Source organism: Actinoalloteichus sp. AHMU CJ021 (assembly GCF_002895405.1).
GTDB classification, from domain to species: Bacteria; Actinomycetota; Actinomycetes; order Mycobacteriales; family Pseudonocardiaceae; genus Actinoalloteichus_B; species Actinoalloteichus_B caeruleus.
In genome coordinates this window covers 64,468-80,586 of the sequence record NZ_CP025990.1, presented here as the reverse complement: position 1 = coordinate 80,586, position 16,119 = coordinate 64,468, and the positions used below count along the sequence as shown (strand labels likewise).

The following is a 16,119-nucleotide window of genomic DNA, read 5'->3' as shown; positions in this document are numbered from 1 at the left end:
CCCCGGTTGGTCACCGGCGTCGGCCAGCCGGGGGGCCACTGGCCCGGAACATGACCGTTCCACCGCGGGTGCCGGCACTTCACCCCATCAGGTGGTTGATCTTGGCGGAGCCGGGTGAAGGCCGCGCTGTCTGGTAGTTCTTCCGGTGCCACTCGGCGGGCTTGGCTCGCACACAGCCTGGAAGGACGTTCCGGATGACCATCCCCACCGAACCGATCGGGAGCATCCCCCGGACCCCGGAACTGCTCGCCGCGATGAGCGCGAGCGACGCCGGCGCGCTGGCAGCCGCCCAGGACGCCGCCGTCCGCGACACCATCGCCCGGCTGGAGGAAATCGGCTCCCCGGTCGTCACCGACGGCGAACAGGCCAAGCCCAGCTTCGCCACCTACCCGGTCGCCGGGCTGCCGGACCTGTCGCCGGAGGGAGTGGTGATCCCGTTCGCGGACGGCCACACCCGGCAGCTGCCCCAGCTGACCGCCGGGCCGTTCCGCTACGCCAACCACGCGGCCGACTACCTGCGCGCCGCCCGGAAGCACACGAACTCGCCGGTCAAACAGGCCGTCATCGCGCCGTCCGCGCTGAGCCTGCTGTACCCCGCCGGCGGAATCGACGGCTACCCCCGGGAAGCGTTCCGGGCGGACCTGGTGAACGAGGCGGAGGCCGACATCCGGGCCTGCCTGGACGCCGGCGCGCACGTCGTCCAACTGGACTTCACCGAAGCACGGCTGTCTCTCAAGCTGGACCCCTCCGGGGGCCTGCTGGACAGCCTTATCGCGGTCAACGACCAGGTGCTGGAGCGCCTCTCCGAGGACGAGCGGGCCGCGTCGGGCTGCACACCTCCCCCGGAGCGGACCAGGGCTCCACCCACAGCCTCGACGTCGACTACGCCGAGCTGCTGCCCAAGTTCCTCCGGTCGCGGGCGGGCACCTTCTACCTCCAGCTGGCCAGCGAGCCCGACCCGGACCGCGTGCTGGGTGTCGTCGCCGACCACCTGCCGCCAGGAGCCCGCGTCCTCGTCGGCGTGATCGACCCGCTCGACCCGGCCGTCGAGACGCCGGAGCAGGTCCGCGACCGGGTCCTCACCGCCGCCAGGTACCTGCCGGTCGACCGGCTCGGCACCTGCGACGACAGCGGCTTCGCCCCCTTCGCCGACGACACCTCCACCTCCCGGGACACCACCTTCGCGAAGATCCGCGCCCGGATCGAGGGCACCGCCCTGGCCGCCGAACAACTCGGCCTGTGAGGACACCGGGGCGGGGCCGCTCGGCTCCGCCCCCGGAACGGCACGGAGACGAGGACCTTCCCACCGCAAGTCCGCGTGCCCCCACGACCCCGACGTCGACCGCGAGCCAGCGCCCGCCTTCCGACGACTCACGCCAGCTGTGACTCGTGCCAGGTCCCGGTGAACGCGACGAGATCGCGCCGCTGCCGGGGTGGGGAGCCGGCCCCAACCGGCTCACGAACCAGGCCGAGGACGCGGTGGGGTACCGGCTGGTCGAGTCGCTCGGCCGGTGGTTCGGCGTTTCGGCTCGCGGACGGTCCACCCCCGCTCCGCCCGCCGGGATGCCCCCGAACTGGGCGAGCGGCCAGGGCGGCAGCACCGCCGGCCGCGCCTCCGCCCTGCCACCCTCCCTGTCGGACCAGCGGGTCGAATCCCGCTCCGCCGACGCGGGAACGGCCCAGAACGGGCGCGCTCCGACCCGCCCGCGCGAGGAACGCGCGGCGAGCGGATCGTGACCCCGTCAGAGGACCTCCAACGGCACCGGCCGGTCGGGAGCCGGGAACCTGGCGTCGAGCTCGGCGAGGTCCTGCCGGGTCAACCGGATGTCCAGGGCACCCCGGTTCGCCGACACGTGCTCCAAGGCGGCTGCCTTCGCCACCGCCAGCAGCTCGCCGCCCCGCAGCACCCAGGCCAGGGCCACCTGTGCCGGCAGGACACCGTGCCGCCCGGCGACCCCGGTGAGCACCGGGTCCTCCAACAGCCGGCCCTGCTCGATGGGGGAGTAGGCCATCACCGGGAGGCCCCGTTCGCGACACCAGGGGAGGAGGTCAAGCTCGATCCCCCGCCGCGTCAGGTTGTACAGGACCTGGTTCACCGCGCACTCCGGCCCGCCGTCGACGAGCCACAACTCCTCCAGGTCGGAGACATCGAGGTTGCTGACCCCGAACGCCCCGATGAGACCCCGGTCCCGCAGGCGGAGGAACGAGTCCACGGTCTCCGCCAGGGGAGTCGCCCCCCGCCAGTGCAGCAGGTAGAGATCGATGTGGTCGGTGCCCAGCCGACGCAGGCTCCGCTCGCACGCCTGGACCGTTCCCCGGCGGTCGGCGTGGTGGGGGAGCACCTTGTCGACCAGGAACACCTCGTCCCGGCGGCCCGCCACCGCCTCCCCGACCACGGACTCCGCGCCGCCGTCGGCGTACATCTCGGCCGTGTCGATCAGGGTCAACCCCAGGTCCAGACCGTGTCGCAACGCGGCGACCTCGGCCGCGCGTTCCGCGTCCCGCTGGCCCATGCCCCACGTGCCCTGGCCCAACGGCGCGGTCTCCCGCCCGTCCGGCGAGTGCGGCTCCCGTGCCATCCGGCCTCCGATCCTCCGCGCCGTCCCGCCGACACCTCGGCCGGTGCCAGCGGCTGGGCAGGTGACATGCCCGATTCAAGTGCCCACCGCCGCGCCCCGCGCGCGTACGCGGACACCTCCAGCGCGGGTAGGCCTCCTCCCGGCTACCCGCCGGCCGGCCGGATACGCGGGGCGGAGCGGAGCCGACCCGCCCACCCTCAGCGCAGCAGACCCAGGTGCAGCGCCCGCAACACCGCGCGGGTCCGGTCCCGGGTGCCCAGTTTCAGCAGCACCGACGAGACGTGGTTCTTCACGGTCCCCTCGGCCAGGAACAGCGCCTCGGCGATCTCCCGGTTCGCGTATCCGGAGGCCAGCAGCCGCAGCACCTCCAGCTCGCGCTCGGTGAGGTCCTCGACCCGCGTCACCTCCGAGTCGAACGGCACCTCGCGGGACCGGACCGCCCGCAGCAGGCGGTCGGTGATCGCCGGCTGCACCAGGGTTCCCCCCGAGGCCAGGGTGCGCACCGCGCCCACCAGTTGCTCCAGGGTCACGTCCTTGAGCAGGTACCCCCGGGCACCCGCCCGCAGCGCCCGCAACACCAGCTCGTCGTCGTCGAAGGTGGTCAGGACCAGCACCGGCACGCTGATCCCCGACTCCCGCAGCGCCTCCAAGGTCCAGATGCCGTCCTGCCGGGGCATCCGCAGGTCCAACAGCACCACGTCGGGTGTCGTCTCCTCGATGACGGTCAGGGCTGCCATCCCGTCGTCGGCCTCCGCGACCACCTCGATGTCCTCGGCCAGCGACAACAGACCTCGGATGCCCTGTCGGACCAGGGTCTGGTCATCCACCACGCACACGCGGATCACGCGGCCGGCACCTCCGCCTCGACCCGGAAACCGTTGTCGGACCGGAACCGCGCCCGTCCGCCGAGTTCCTCCACCCGCTCCACCATCCCTCTCAGCCCGTTGCCCAGCACCAGGTCCCCCGACCCCCGCCCGTCGTCCTGCGCGACCAGGCGCACCTCGCCGTTCTCCCCGCTGCTCACCGTGATCCACAGCTCCTTCGCGTCGGCGTGGCGGATGGTGTTGGTGATGATCTCCTGCGCGCAGCGCACCACCGCGGCCGCCCGCGTCTCGTCCAGCCGGACGTCCTCGTCCACCCGGACCGTCACCAGCGGCTGGGGCAGGTCCCGCACGATCCGGTCCAGGGTGTCCCGCAGGTCCGGGGCGCGGCGGCGCAGCTCGCCGACGGTCGCGCGCACGTCGCCGAGCAGTTCTCCCGCCACCTTCCTGGCACGGACGACGTGCTCCAGGGCCGGTGGGGTGCTCTTGTGCGCGGCGACCTCCAGTTCGAGGGTGAGCACCGTCAGCTGGTGGCCGATCAGGTCGTGCAGCTCCCGGGAGATCCGGAGGCGCTCGTCGCCCCGGGTCGTCTCCGCGAGGATCGCGCTGGCCGCCCGCAGCTCGGTGTGGGCGACCGCCAGGCGTTCCCGCGACTCGATGTCCCGTTGGTGCGCGGTGGCGCTCAGCGCGGTCCCCACCTGGAGGAACGCGTAGAGCATCGCCGTGAACAGGACGTTGTGCATCTCCTGGCTGGCCTGGGACGCGGCGACGAGCACCACCAGCGTGTTGAGCACGATGATCGCGAGCGTCACGCGCCAGGGCACGATGTAGCAGCTGATGGCGGCCACGTACACCAGCACGATCTGCGTCCACCCGGCGCCCGGCGCCAACAGCATGAGGGCGCAGCCGAGCACCACGGCACCGGCGAGGGACCACCGGGAACCCCGCGACGCCTCCTCGGACTGCATGGCGGAGGCGACCAGCGAGGTCACGAAGCCGAGGAAGACGAGCCACCACAGCCAGAGGGGACCGACCGTCACCTCCTGCCCGTTGAGCTGCGTCAGCAGCACGGGAATCCCCGCGGTCAGGCACACCACGAGTCCGAAGATCGCCGACCAGGTGTCGGGGTCCAGCCGTCTCACCCGGCCATCGTAGGAACCCGGCCCAGGCCGCCGCCCCTGCCACAAGTCATGGGTGGTCGTCATGACCTCTGGCACGCGCGGGGGAACCCGCCCGCGCAATAGCGTCAGCGGTATCCCCCGGACGAGGGAATCCACCAGCCGACAGGAGAAGCGTTCTTGCAAGCGATAGAGGTCAACGAACTGCACAAACGATACGGATCCACCGTCGCGGTGCACGACGTCAGCCTGTCCGTGCGGCAGGGGGAGATCTTCGGCATCCTCGGGCGCAACGGAGCCGGCAAGAGCACGACCGTCGAGTGCGTGGCCGGTCTGCTCCGGCCGACCTCGGGAACGGTGCGCGTCCTCGGGCTCGACCCGCACCGCGACCGCGACCGGGTCCGCCAGGTCCTGGGCGTGCAGCTCCAGTCCAGCGACCTCCACAACGCGCTCACCGTGCGGGAACTGGTGCGGCTGTACCGCTCCTTCTACGGCGACGGCGCCGACCCCGACGAGCTCATCGACCGCGTCGGGTTGACGTCGCGGCGCGACCACCGGTTCGAGAACCTCTCCGGGGGGCAACAACAGCGGCTCTCCGTCGCCCTGGCCCTCGTCGGCAACCCGAGGGTGGCCCTGCTCGACGAGCTCACGACCGGTCTCGACCCGCAGGCCCGCCGGGACATCTGGGCGCTGGTGGAGGACCTGCGGTCCGACGGGGTGACCGTCCTGCTCGTCAGCCACCTCATGGAGGAGATCGAGCGGCTGTGCGACCGGATCGCCATCATCGACGCCGGTCGGATCATCGCCCTCGACACCCCGGCCGGCCTGGTCTCCGGCGCCGGACTCGGCCAGCGGGTCCGGTTCCAGGTCAACGGCCCCTTCGACCAGGCGGTCCTCGACAGGCTTCCCGAGGTCACCTCGGTCCGCGTCGAGGGCGGTCAGGTCACCGTGCGAGGTGACGGCGACCTGTTGCAGTCGGTCAGCCGCGCCCTCGTGCACGGCAACATCATCGCCACCGAGACGCGTCTCGAACGGCCGAACCTCGACGACGCCTTCCTCGCCCTCACGGGGCGTGCCCTCAACGACGACGCCACCACGGAGGACTCCCGGTGACCACCCCGACGACACAGCCCGAGATCACGGCGCGCCCGCCCGGGTTCGGCGCCTGGATGGCACTCGTCCTGGCCGAGTCGAAGATGGTCATGCGGGACACCGCGGGCCTGCTCATCCCCATCGGACTGCCCATGCTGCTCCTGGTGATGCACGGCATCAGCATGGACAACCAGGTCCTGCCGGGAACGGACGGCCTGACGGTCATGGAGGTGTTCGTCCTCCCGCTGGTCATCACGATGGTCGTCGCGACCGTCGGCGTGGTGAACATGCCCAGCTTCCTGTCGTACTACCGCCGGTCCGGGGTGCTGCGGCGGCTGGCCGTGACGCCGATGAAGCCGATGATGATCCTGGTCGCCCAGGCCGTGGTCAGCGTCATCCAGAGCGTCATCGGCATCGCCCTGGCACTCACGCTCGCCCTCGCGGCCTTCGGCGGCAACCTGCCCCGTTCCCCGCTGGTCGCGCTCGGCGTCTTCGCCCTGACCATGTTCGCGATGTACGCGGTCGGCATGCTCGTCGCCGCCCTGGCCCCCACGGCCAACTCCTCCGTCGCCATCGGGCTCGTGCTCTTCTTCGCGATGGGAGCCACCGGCGGCATGTTCGGCTCCCGGGAGGCGCTGCCCGACCTGATGGCCACGATCGGCGAGTTCCTCCCCTTCGGCGCGGCGGCCGAGGCCCTCGGCGCCGCCTGGGCGGGGCAGTCGGTGGAAACGACCCACATCCTCAGCCTGCTCGGTGCCACGCTGATCGGTTCCCTCGTCGCCGCGAAGTTCTTCCGCTGGCAGTGACCACCGAACCCCGCCCGCTCCGCCCCAGCTGAGGGAGCCGCCCGCCACCCGAGCGGGGGCTGGGGGAGGAGGACCCGACCACGACCGTCCACCAGATTCGGGGCGGCGTGGTCGGGTTCTCTCTACCAGCAAGTGGAGTGCGTACTCCAGTGAGTTCCCGGCCCCGTGCTGATTGACTCGATCTCGCGAACAGCGTGGTGCTACGCGGGAGGTCAGATGGAGCCGGAGGTCACGGAGGATGTCCCCCTGTGGGGGTCGAGACTCCGGAAGGTGTACGGGAAGGGCGAGAACAGGGTGCCCGCGCTCCGCGGCGTCACCGTCAGCTTCCCCCGGGCGTCCTTCACGGCCGTGATGGGGCCGTCCGGTTCGGGCAAGAGCACCCTGCTGCGCTGCCTCGCCGGCCTGGAACGGCCAACCGAGGGCGAGGTCGTCCTCGCGGGCACCACCATCAGCGTGCTCGGGGAACCCGACATCACCCGCCTGCGGAGGGACCGGGTCGGCTTCGTCTTCCAGTCCTACAACCTGCTGCCCGCGCTGACCGTCCGCCAGAACGTCGAACTCCCGATGCGACTGGCCGGCCGCCGCCCGCTGCGGGCCGACGTGGAACTCGTCCTCGACCAGGTGGGCCTCGCCGACCGGGCCACCGCGCGCCCGGCGCAGCTCTCCGGGGGCCAGCAGCAGCGGGTCGCGGTGGCCCGGGCGCTGGTGTCCGAACCGTCCGTGCTCTTCGCCGACGAACCGACCGGAGCGCTCGACACCAACTCCAGCCGGGACGTGATGGCGTTGCTCAGGGACGCGGCGGACCGGCACTCGCGGACGGTGGTCATGGTCACCCACGACCCCGTGTCCGCCGCGTGGGCGGACCGCGTGGTCTTCCTCTCCGACGGGGAGGTCCACGGCGAACTGGTCGCCCCCTCGGCCGCCGCCGTCGCCGAACAGATGACGACGTTGGGCGGGTGACATGCTGAGGGTCGCGCTGCACACGCTCTGGGCCAGGCGAGGACTGCTCGTCGGGTCCTTCGTCGCGCTCTGCCTGGGAGTCGCCCTGTTGGCCTCCACCGGCCAGCTGCTCTCCGCCTCCACCAGCGGTTCCGGGCTCGGTGGGATCGGTCGTTACGATGCCGCCGCCGTGGTCGTCCGCGCCGACCAGGAGGTGCCGGTCCAGGTCGGCGATCGCACCGTGCACCCCACGGCACGGGAGGAACGGGGCGTTGACCCGGAGGTCGCGGACCGGCTCCGCACCACCCCCGGGGTCACCGACGTCGTCGCCGACGGCTCCTTCGCGCTCGGCCTGATCTCCGAGGACGACGCGGACACCCCCTTCCGGGACCTGGTCGGCGCACCCTGGTCCAACGCTCCTCTGACCCCCTTCACCGTGGTGGAGGGAGAGGAACCGGTGGCACCCGCGCAGGCCGTGGTGAGCCGGTCGTTGGCCGACGCCGACGGCATCACCGTCGGGTCCACGCTCCGGATCTCCGCCCCCACCGGCCGCCAGGACGTCGAGGTGGTCGGCGTGGCCGAACCACCCGGTGGCACCGGGATACCCGGGGAGGCCACGGTCCTCCTCGACGACGCCACCGCCGCGTCGCTCGTCCCCGACGGACAGCTCCCCGTGGCCCTCGGGGTGTTCTCCGAGGAGGACCCCGCCCGGCTCGCCGAGACGATCCGCCAGGAGTTCGCCGACGAGGGGCTCCGCGTGCTGCACGGGCCGGCCAAGGGCGGCGTCGCCCAGGACGAGATCTACCAGCAGGGCACCCAGGACATCACCGCGCTGCTGGCGATGATGGCCGTCATCGCGCTGTTCGTGTCCACCTTCGTGGTGGCCGGGACCTTCGGGTTCGCGGTGTCCCAACGCACCGGGGAGCTCTCCCTGCTACGAGCGTTGGGGGCCACCGCCCGGCAGCTCCGGGTGATGCTCGTCGGGGAGGCGCTGATCCTCGGCGTGCTGGCCTCCGCCGTCGGGGTGTTCCTCGGAGCGGCGGCCGCCGGCCAGGTCGCCGCGCTGCTCGTCGACGCCGGGGCCGCCCCGCCGGGGTTCCACGCGCCCACAGCACCCGGTCCGCTGGCCCTCGCGTTCGTCCTCGGGCTCCTCGTCGCGTTGGCCGGTGTCGTCGGGGCGTCCCGGCGGGGCAGTGGCGTCTCGCCCACCGAACCTCCGAGACTCGGCCAGCTCGACGACAGCCGCATGACCCGCGGCCGTTGGATCACCACCGGGGTGTGCGCGGCACTGAGCGCGCTGATCGCGGCGACGATGCCCACCGCGGCCGCCGACGGGGTGGTGGTCTTCTCCTTCCTGCTGGCGGTGTTCCTCGTCCTGACCCTGGTCAGCCTCGCACCGCTGTTCGTGCCCGCCCTCGCGGCGATCGTCGTGACCCCCTTCGCCTCGCTCAGCAGGTCCAGCGGATTCCTGGCGTCGCGCAACCTGCGCACCGGGATGCGCCGCACGGCCTCGACCACGGCACCGGTGATCGTCACCGTCGCACTGGCCGGAACGGTTTTCGGGGCCACCAGCATCACCAGCGCCACCACCGCCCGGGACAGCGAACGCAACCTCGCCGCCGACGTGATCGTCCACTCGACCACCGCGACGGGCCTGCCACCGGAAGCCGCCGAGGTGGCCCGCGCCGCGCCCGAGGTCGTCGGGCTCGCCTCGGTGACCCGCACCCGGGGCTGGGTGCCCACCGCCACCTACGCCCGGGCGACCACCATCGGCGGCGTCGACCCCACGGCGGTGCGGCACACCTACCGGCTCGACGTCACCGAGGGGGACCCGGCGACCCTTGACGGGGAGAGCGTCGTCGTCTCCCAACCAGTCCTCGACGACACCGGGTGGGAACACGGGCAGGTCGTCCCGGTGCACTTCGGTGACGGCCGGGTGCGGGAACTGCGGATCGCCGCCGTGCTGCGGAACTCGGTCGACCTCCCCGAGATCCTGGTCATCCCCGAGCTGGTCGCCCAGCACTCCCGCGACCCGATGACCGCCGAGCTGTACCTCACCCTCGACCGCACCCCGGCCGACGACGACCCCCTGACCGAGCTGAACGACGCCCTCGCCCCCGTCGGAGCCGTCGCCACGCCGGGCGCGCGCTGGTTGTGGGAACGGGAAGTGGACAACGCCCAGGAGAGCCGGGTGTTCGCGTTCGTCCTCATCGGAATGGCCGTGCTCTACACCAGCATCGCCATCGCCAACACGCTGCTGATGTCGGCCGGCGGGCGGATCCCGGAACTCGCCCTGCTGCGCGACTCGGGGGCCACCCGCGCCCAGCTGGTCCGCATGATGAGCTGGGAGGCTGTCGGGGTGGTCCTCACCGGAGCGCTGCTGGGAGTGCTCGCGGCGGCGGTCAGCTGGACCGGCGTGTACCTCGCCCTGGCCAGGACGGTCGACGCCGCGCACCTCGCGATCCCGTGGGGCGACCTGGGCGTGGTGGCGGGGGCCTGCCTGCTGGTGGCGCTGCCGGCGAGCCTGCTGCCGGTCGCGTTGCTCGGACGTGGACGAGCGGGGGCGGGACCGTGAACGCGAGGCCCACCGAGGTACCGGCGGAGACGGACGTGGAACCGGGCACCCCGGGGGGTGCCGGCGGTGGCCAGGGCACCGGGGAGGCGTCAGCCCACCCGGGGCGTCGCGCCTCCCGGCGTCCCGCCAGCCTCGCCGCCGCGCTGACCGGTAACCCGCTGCGCTTCCTGTTCTCCTGGTGGCCGCTGCGCTCACTGGCCTACCTCGCCGTCGGAGCGGCCTGCGGGCCCGTTCTGCTGGTGCTGTTCGCGGTGTCGCTGTTCTTCGGCCTGCTCCTCGCTCCCGTCGCGGTCGGCGTGCCCCTGCTGGTCGGGGGAATGCTGCTGGGCATCCCGATGGCGGTGGTGGAGCGGTACCGGCTCCGACTGGTGGAGGACTCCCACTCCCTGCCCCTGCGGACGGCGCACCGCCCCCCGGCGGAGTCGGGACTCCGGCCGTGGCTGACCTGCCGGCTGCGGGAACGAGCGACGTGGCGGGAGCTCGCCTACGCCCTCGTCGTCGCCTTCCCGCTCGCCGTCGTCAACGCGGTGGGGCTCATCCTGCTCGCTGGCGGGTTCGGCCTGACCGTCCTGCTCGTCGTCCTCGGCGTCGACGACCCCGCCTCCGGGGCGCTGGGCTGGGCCGCGCTGGGCCTCGTGCTGACCCCGGTGTCGCTGTACCTGGCCTCGGCGATCGCCCTCGGGCAGGCGGCCCTGACCCGACTGCTGCTGTCCCCCACCGAGGAGGAACTGGGGGCCAGGGTCCGGGAGCTGCGCACCTCGCGGATGCGACTGGCGGACGCGTTCGAGGCCGAACGCAGGCGCATCGAGCGGGACCTCCACGACGGCGCGCAGGAACGCCTGGTCGCGTTGATGATGAGCCTGGGCATGGCCAGGCTGGAGATGGCCAGGACCGGGGACGAGCGCGGCGTCCGCCTCGTCGACGAGGCCCACGACCAGGCCAGGGCGGCGCTCACCGAACTGCGTGAACTGGTCCGGGGAATCCACCCCAGGGTGCTCACCGATCTCGGCCTCGGGGCCGCGGTCGAGGACCTCGCGCAACGGTGCCCGGTCCCGGTCACCGTCGATGTCGAACTGGGACGTCGGCTGCCGCCCTCGATCGAGGCGACCGCCTACTTCGTGGTGCGGGAGGCCCTCACCAACGTCGTCAAGCACAGCCGGGCGGAGCGGGCTGAGGTGACCGGTCGGCTGCACCGGGGAACGCTCACCGTCACCGTCACCGACGACGGGGTGGGAGGAGCGTCCGCGACCCGACTGGGAACCGGGCTCGTGGGGCTCCAGGACCGGGTCGCGGTCGTCGACGGTCGGCTGGAGGTCACCAGCCCGACCGGGGGACCGACCACCCTCACGGTCACCATCCCCTGCCCGCCGCCCCGCACCGGCGACGCCGCCGGTGCGAGCTGACCACCACCCGGGCTCGGTGCCGTGACCCGGAACCGGGCAGCGCGGCGCCCCTCCGGGCAGGCTCCCGCGCCCGGCACCCCGCTGGACGGCGGCTGGGGCCCGTGGCGGCATCGTGCTTCGCGGACCTCGTCGGCGCCCCGGGTGGACCCGGTCGACCCGGGCCGGGTCACGCGTCCCGAGTCAGGCGAACGGTGCTTCCGGCCACGGAGATCAGCCGGTCGCTCGCGGGGTCGTGATCCACGTCCGACTCCAGCCGCCGGGCCTCGGTGACGACCTGGTAGGTCTCCTGCCCCGATGGCAGTGCCACGTGCACGTCGCCACTTCCCGCCGAGGTGGCCCTCACCCGCCGGGGCGCCTCGGCGAACACCAGCCTCGCGTCCCCGCTCCGGGTGTTGGTCGTGACCTCCGGTGACCTGATGCCCCGCACGACGAGGTTGCCTGACTCGCTGCTCAGGTCCAGCGGCCCCCTCGCGTTCCGGATCTCCATGTGGTTGGTGGTGATGCTCGCCCGGAGGGAACCCGAGGTGTTGTCCGTCCTGATGTGCCCGGAGCGGGCCGCGAGGTCCAGGTCGCCCGAGGTGTCGGAAACGTCGATTGTGCCGTTGTCGAGACTGGCCGTGACCGGGCCGGTCAGGCCGGTCACGGTGACGCTCCGGCCCCGCCCCGTCAGCTCGATGGCGGTGCCCACGGGCACGGTGATGGCGTAGCGGCCCGAACAGCCGGGGGTGAAACCGGTGCAGGTGGTCTCCACCAGGAGGCTGTCGCGCTCCACCGTCCAGCTGGCGTTGCCCTCGCTGGCCGCGGCACCACCGAGGTACTGGTCGAAGCTCACCGAGTCCACATCGGACTCGCGAAGCTCGACCGCACTGCCGACCACCTCGACGATGAGGCGCTCGCCGGTGAGCGGGAACTCGTGGCTGGATGTCAGCGTCTCCTGGTTCGTCGTGGGCGAACAGCCGGCCGAGACGGCAGCCGCCGCCACGAGCGCGATGGCCATCACTGGCGGAGCCGCCTTGTGGCCCATTCCTTCTCCCTTTCTCCGCCCGATTTCCTTTCCCCCTTCCGCGTTTCGGGGGACAGGGAATCAAACTAGCGTCGCACCCACCGCCGAGGAATCCGGGAAAACCCCGAATCGCGGGTATAGCCTGCTGTAGTCACGGCTGTCCCACATCCTCTACCGCGTCGACGGCGCCATTCCCGCGAGCGGTCCGCCGCCACTCGGGCAGGAGCGGATGAGCGTGGAGTACCGGCAGGTCAGGTGCCTTCCAGTCGGGACCAGCCGACGGGAGCGGGCGGACCGGGACCGGTCAGGGCGGCGATAGCCGCTCGCCGCCCGCGGCTCGATGTCGCCAACGCGCCCAGGGCGCGGTCGTGCCGAGCACGAGGAATCGCTTCACGACCACGACCGCGGCCGACTGGCAGTACGCCAACGTGTGCGATCTCGGACTCGGATCGGACCGGGAGGACATTCCTGGTCCGAGGATCACCGCGGCCGACGATCAGGTTGGGCGGGGGAAGTCCGACGCACCGGCGGTCCCGGATCTGGTGGCCGGCGCCCGCGACGGCCGAGGACCGGTACCCGAGGACGTGGGTGGTGCCGTGCCGACCGCTCCTGCGATGAGGTGGACTCACGACGACGGCGAACCAGCAGCTGGCTCACCTGGACGCGGGATCCGACACAAGGGTGAACGTAGCTGACGGGCATACTGTGCGTGATCATCCGTACCCCTCGTCCCGAGCGTCCACGGTGGAGCACCGATGTCCAGTCGTCCCGTCCGAATCGTCCTCGCGGAGGACTCACTCCTGATCAGGGAGGGGCTGACCGGACTGTTGACCCGCCTCGATCATGAGGTGGTGGCCGCCGTGGAGAACGTCGAGGGGCTGGTGGCCGCGGTCGACGAACACCGGCCCGACCTGGTCATCACCGACGTGCGGATGCCCCCCGGCTACTCCGACGAGGGACTCCGCGCCGCCGTCAGGCTGCGGCGTGACCATCCGGATCTGGCCGTCCTGGTGCTCTCCCAGTACGTCGCCACCGCCTACACCGTCGAACTGTTCGGCGGCACCAGGACCAGCACCGCCGGCCTCGGCTACCTGCTCAAGGACCGGATCGGGGAGGTCGGGGAGTTCGCCGAGGCGATCAGCCGCGTCGCCGGCGGCGGGATGGTGATCGACCCCGAGGTCGTCAGGCAGATGATGTCCGACCGCCGGAAGCAGCAGTCGCTCGCCGCGCTGACGGCCCGGGAACTCGAGGTGCTCGGGCTGATGGCCCGGGGCGGCACCAACAACATGATCTCGCGGCAACTCCACATCAGCGAGGCCGGCGTCGCCAAGCACGTGGGCAACATCTTCCACAAGCTCGGGCTCAACGCGGACGACGGTCACCGCAGGGTGCTGGCGGTGCTGACCTACCTGCGGGACGCCTGACCGAGGCGGTCGACCGGGGTTTCCCTCACCTCAGCGGGCGCGGAGCCATCGGGGGCGAGTCGACTACCCGATGCGCCTGGAGCGGATGCGCCGCCGGGGTGGACGCGGTGGCGTGCGACGGCGGGGCGGACCGGTGAGCGAGCGCGCGCCCGGTCCGTGGGCCGAATGACGCCGACTAGCTGACGAGCACGACGAGTGCCGCGCCCGCCGCCACGTAGGCGCCACTGAGCACTCCGCGCAGGCGGGGGCGGGGAGCGCGGTCCGCCCTGGTGGGCGCATCCCAGGGCAAGGACCGCCAGCGCAGGCAGGCGCCCGCGACCCCGACGCCGATCGCGCCGCAGGCAGCGACCCAGCCCCAGCTGATCGCCCACCCCCAGGACGTCATGCCGTGGGGTGCGACGAGCACCCGCGCCACCGAGGCGATCACGACGGCGTCCACCGTTCCGCTCACCAGGGCGTACCTGTCCCTGGCCGCGGCCTTCCCGCGACCCCACGCCCTGGTGAGGAGCACCCCGATGAACACGAGGGCCACGAGGGCGGGGACCGCGCCCAGCAGGGGTGCCTCCATCAGAGCTCTCCCGACCTCGCCAGCAGTTCCCAGCCTGCCGCGTCGACCCACTGCCCGGTCGCGGACACCAGGGCCACCCCGGTCCCCGCCTCCCGGTCGACCCCGAGGAACGCGGCGAACCCGGACGTGTGGCCGTTGTGCCACACCACCTGCCGTCCGTCCTCGGTCTCGGTGGTGATCCACGCCCAGCCGATCCGGTCGGGCCCCAGCTCACCACGGGGTTCGAGGGCGTCCATGCCCGGTGCGGTCCCGTCCAGCAACGCCGACAGCAGGACGGCCAGGTCGTCGGCGTGGATCCGCAGGCCACCCGCGGGTGCCATCGACTCGCCCGCCCAGGCGGCGACGGTCCGACCGGACGCGTCCTCCCCGAGGAGGTCCCGCCGGTCCAGTTCGGCCGGGCTGGTCGGGATGTGCGCGTCGGCCAGGCCGACCGGGGCGAGGACCCGGTCCCGCGCGAGCTCCGGGTAGTCCTGGCCGGCGACCTCGCCCAGCGCGGCTCCCAGGACCTCGAACGCCACGTTGGAGTAGGTGCCGGGTTCGGAGTCCGCCGCGAGCTCGGCGACCTCGGCGAGCCGGTCCTCGGTGCTCGACGGGTAGGGGAACGATCCGGTCCAACTCGCCCACAGGTTCAGCAGGTACTGGCGGCGGGAGGGGATCTGCGGTGGCAGTCCGGAGGTGTGGGTGGCCAGTTCCGCCAGGGTCGCCTCCCCGGCCGGGGTGCCCTCGAGCTGGTCGAGCAGCGTCCCGACGCGGGTGTCCGCCGTGACCTCGCCCCGGTCGATCGCGTCGGCCAACAGCAGGCCGGTGATGCCCTTGGTGATGGAACCGGCCTCGAAACGGGAGTCGTGGTCGGTGCCGATGACGGTCGTGTGGCGGCCTTCCGGTGTCACGACGGCGGCGGCGAGCGCCCGGTGGTCCTCGCCGGCGATCTCCAGCACGAGGTCGGTGAGCTCTCGCCCGCCGTGCGCGTCCTCGGGCAACTGGGACGGGCCTGGCGCGGTGTGGATCCCGATGCTCAGCGCGGCGGTGGTGACCAGCGCGACCACGGTCGAGGAGCGGGCGGGTAGCGGTAACGAAGGCATGGCTGTTCCCCCTGGTGTCGGTGCGCGGATGTCGTGGGACCTGGGTGTGGACGGCGTCGGCGGCGGGAACGCGTCGTCAGCGCGCCGCCGCGAGGGCGAGCAGCAGCGGGATGACCCTGGCGGGCGGAACCTCCAGCGCGCCTCGGCCCACCGACCGCAACCAGCCGGCGGCGGTCAGGATGCGGACGTGGTGGTAGACCTGCCCCTTGGTGCCCATCGAGTCCAGCGATGCCAGCTCCGCCGCGCTGGTGACGCCGTTGAGCACCTCGCGGAGCAGGCGCAGCCGGACCGGTGAGCCCAGCGCGGCGAGGCGGTCCGCTGTGGACTCCGCGTCCGGGCTCTCCAGTGCCAACAGCTCCTCGGAGGAATGCCCGTACTGCCACTCCACCGGAGTGGCGGCGTCCCGGAGGACGCCCGCGTAGACCAGCCCTCCGGCGTCGGCGGGCATCCGTTGGCGCAGGCCCCGCAGCACCCAGAACCGTTCGGCGAGGTCCGCTGCCTCAGGGGCCGAGGTGGCGTCCTCGGCCCAGCGGGCTTCGAGGGCTCGCACCCTCTCCTCCAGGGCCGCGAGGCGCTCCTCGGTGGACCCGGATTCGTCCGTCATGGCCACGAGTATTACGTAAGTCCGTACTTTTTGCAACTGGTGGGTGTCGTGGGAGGGGGCTGACGATGGCCAGGGGCGCTGGTTTCGGTGTACCTGGTGGTGGGC

The 16,119-nt window shown here is 72.4% G+C and carries 14 protein-coding genes and 1 pseudogene; 8 read left to right on the top strand and 7 right to left on the bottom strand.

Going from position 1 to position 16,119, the window contains the following annotated elements:
* Nucleotides 1-194: 194 nt before the first annotated feature.
* Both C1701_RS00385 and C1701_RS26980 read left to right on the top strand, forming a co-directional pair.
* Nucleotides 195-1,243 (top strand): annotated as a pseudogene (locus tag C1701_RS00385) (5-methyltetrahydropteroyltriglutamate--homocysteine methyltransferase).
* A 146-nt stretch (nucleotides 1,244-1,389) separates the two neighbouring features.
* Complete coding sequence (locus tag C1701_RS26980; RefSeq protein ID WP_337662033.1) at nucleotides 1,390-1,737, top strand: hypothetical protein; 348 nt, start codon at nucleotides 1,390-1,392, stop codon at nucleotides 1,735-1,737.
* Nucleotides 1,738-1,742: 5 nt separating this feature from the next.
* Here the strand turns inward: C1701_RS26980 and C1701_RS00380 are convergent, their stop codons facing one another.
* The 3 genes from C1701_RS00380 to C1701_RS00370 form a co-directional block, all read right to left on the bottom strand.
* Nucleotides 1,743-2,579, bottom strand: a complete 837-nt coding sequence (locus C1701_RS00380; protein ID WP_016697015.1) for an aldo/keto reductase — start codon at nucleotides 2,577-2,579, stop codon at nucleotides 1,743-1,745.
* A 197-nt stretch (nucleotides 2,580-2,776) separates the two neighbouring features.
* Nucleotides 2,777-3,424: a response regulator gene (locus C1701_RS00375; RefSeq protein WP_026420181.1), complete on the bottom strand. Its 648-nt coding sequence runs from the start codon at nucleotides 3,422-3,424 to the stop codon at nucleotides 2,777-2,779.
* Nucleotides 3,421-4,542, bottom strand: coding sequence for a sensor histidine kinase (locus C1701_RS00370; RefSeq protein ID WP_103055285.1), 1,122 nt, complete (start codon nucleotides 4,540-4,542; stop codon nucleotides 3,421-3,423). The genes C1701_RS00375 and C1701_RS00370 overlap by 4 nt, the downstream gene beginning before the upstream one ends.
* Nucleotides 4,543-4,698: 156 nt before the next feature.
* On the opposite strand from C1701_RS00370, the gene C1701_RS00365 reads away from it, so the two are divergent.
* The 5 genes from C1701_RS00365 to C1701_RS00345 all read left to right on the top strand — a co-directional run bounded on the left by C1701_RS00365 (nucleotide 4,699) and on the right by C1701_RS00345 (nucleotide 11,333).
* Nucleotides 4,699-5,631 (top strand): ABC transporter ATP-binding protein, encoded by a 933-nt coding sequence (locus C1701_RS00365; protein WP_026065685.1) that lies wholly within the window; start codon nucleotides 4,699-4,701, stop codon nucleotides 5,629-5,631.
* Nucleotides 5,628-6,416 (top strand): ABC transporter permease, encoded by a 789-nt coding sequence (locus C1701_RS00360; RefSeq protein ID WP_016697019.1) that lies wholly within the window; start codon nucleotides 5,628-5,630, stop codon nucleotides 6,414-6,416. The genes C1701_RS00365 and C1701_RS00360 overlap by 4 nt, the downstream gene beginning before the upstream one ends.
* Nucleotides 6,417-6,632: 216 nt before the next feature.
* Complete coding sequence (locus C1701_RS00355; RefSeq protein WP_030107101.1) at nucleotides 6,633-7,376, top strand: ABC transporter ATP-binding protein; 744 nt, start codon at nucleotides 6,633-6,635, stop codon at nucleotides 7,374-7,376.
* A 1-nt stretch (nucleotide 7,377) separates the two neighbouring features.
* Nucleotides 7,378-9,930, top strand: coding sequence for an FtsX-like permease family protein (locus C1701_RS00350; RefSeq protein WP_103055284.1), 2,553 nt, complete (start codon nucleotides 7,378-7,380; stop codon nucleotides 9,928-9,930).
* Nucleotides 9,927-11,333, top strand: coding sequence for a sensor histidine kinase (locus tag C1701_RS00345; RefSeq protein ID WP_337662032.1), 1,407 nt, complete (start codon nucleotides 9,927-9,929; stop codon nucleotides 11,331-11,333). Before C1701_RS00350 ends, C1701_RS00345 begins: the two co-directional genes overlap by 4 nt.
* Before the next feature lie 166 nt (nucleotides 11,334-11,499).
* Here the strand turns inward: C1701_RS00345 and C1701_RS00340 are convergent, their stop codons facing one another.
* Nucleotides 11,500-12,357 carry a DUF4097 family beta strand repeat-containing protein gene (locus C1701_RS00340; protein ID WP_155886244.1) on the bottom strand — a complete coding sequence of 286 codons (858 nt, stop codon included), beginning with the start codon at nucleotides 12,355-12,357 and terminating at the stop codon, nucleotides 11,500-11,502.
* Nucleotides 12,358-13,091: 734 nt separating this feature from the next.
* Here C1701_RS00340 and C1701_RS00335 point away from each other — a divergent pair.
* A complete protein-coding gene (locus C1701_RS00335; protein ID WP_026420185.1) occupies nucleotides 13,092-13,760 on the top strand; it encodes a response regulator transcription factor in 669 nt (222 codons plus the stop codon).
* Between the two features lie 175 nt (nucleotides 13,761-13,935).
* Here the strand turns inward: C1701_RS00335 and C1701_RS00330 are convergent, their stop codons facing one another.
* From C1701_RS00330 to C1701_RS00320, 3 genes are all read right to left on the bottom strand, one after another.
* Nucleotides 13,936-14,328 (bottom strand): hypothetical protein, encoded by a 393-nt coding sequence (locus C1701_RS00330; RefSeq protein ID WP_026420186.1) that lies wholly within the window; start codon nucleotides 14,326-14,328, stop codon nucleotides 13,936-13,938.
* The gene (locus C1701_RS00325; protein WP_103055283.1) at nucleotides 14,328-15,410 is read right to left on the bottom strand and encodes a serine hydrolase domain-containing protein; all 1,083 of its coding nucleotides are present in this window, start codon (nucleotides 15,408-15,410) and stop codon (nucleotides 14,328-14,330) included. Before C1701_RS00325 ends, C1701_RS00330 begins: the two co-directional genes overlap by 1 nt.
* 76 nt (nucleotides 15,411-15,486) lie before the next feature.
* Nucleotides 15,487-16,014 (bottom strand): winged helix-turn-helix domain-containing protein, encoded by a 528-nt coding sequence (locus tag C1701_RS00320; RefSeq protein WP_030107093.1) that lies wholly within the window; start codon nucleotides 16,012-16,014, stop codon nucleotides 15,487-15,489.
* Nucleotides 16,015-16,119: the final 105 nt, after the last annotated feature.

What these genes read in the sequence shown, in the direction of transcription:
- C1701_RS00380 (WP_016697015.1), bottom strand. Translation starts at nt 2,579, where the DNA reads ATGGCACGGGAGCCGCACTCGCCGGACGGGCGGGAGACCGCGCCGTTG.
- C1701_RS00320 (WP_030107093.1), bottom strand. Translation starts at nt 16,014, where the DNA reads ATGACGGACGAATCCGGGTCCACCGAGGAGCGCCTCGCGGCCCTGGAG.
- C1701_RS00355 (WP_030107101.1), top strand. Translation starts at nt 6,633, where the DNA reads ATGGAGCCGGAGGTCACGGAGGATGTCCCCCTGTGGGGGTCGAGACTC.
- C1701_RS00340 (WP_155886244.1), bottom strand. Translation starts at nt 12,357, where the DNA reads ATGGGCCACAAGGCGGCTCCGCCAGTGATGGCCATCGCGCTCGTGGCG.
- C1701_RS00330 (WP_026420186.1), bottom strand. Translation starts at nt 14,328, where the DNA reads ATGGAGGCACCCCTGCTGGGCGCGGTCCCCGCCCTCGTGGCCCTCGTG.
- C1701_RS00350 (WP_103055284.1), top strand. Translation starts at nt 7,378, where the DNA reads ATGCTGAGGGTCGCGCTGCACACGCTCTGGGCCAGGCGAGGACTGCTC.
- C1701_RS00325 (WP_103055283.1), bottom strand. Translation starts at nt 15,410, where the DNA reads ATGCCTTCGTTACCGCTACCCGCCCGCTCCTCGACCGTGGTCGCGCTG.
- C1701_RS00335 (WP_026420185.1), top strand. Translation starts at nt 13,092, where the DNA reads ATGTCCAGTCGTCCCGTCCGAATCGTCCTCGCGGAGGACTCACTCCTG.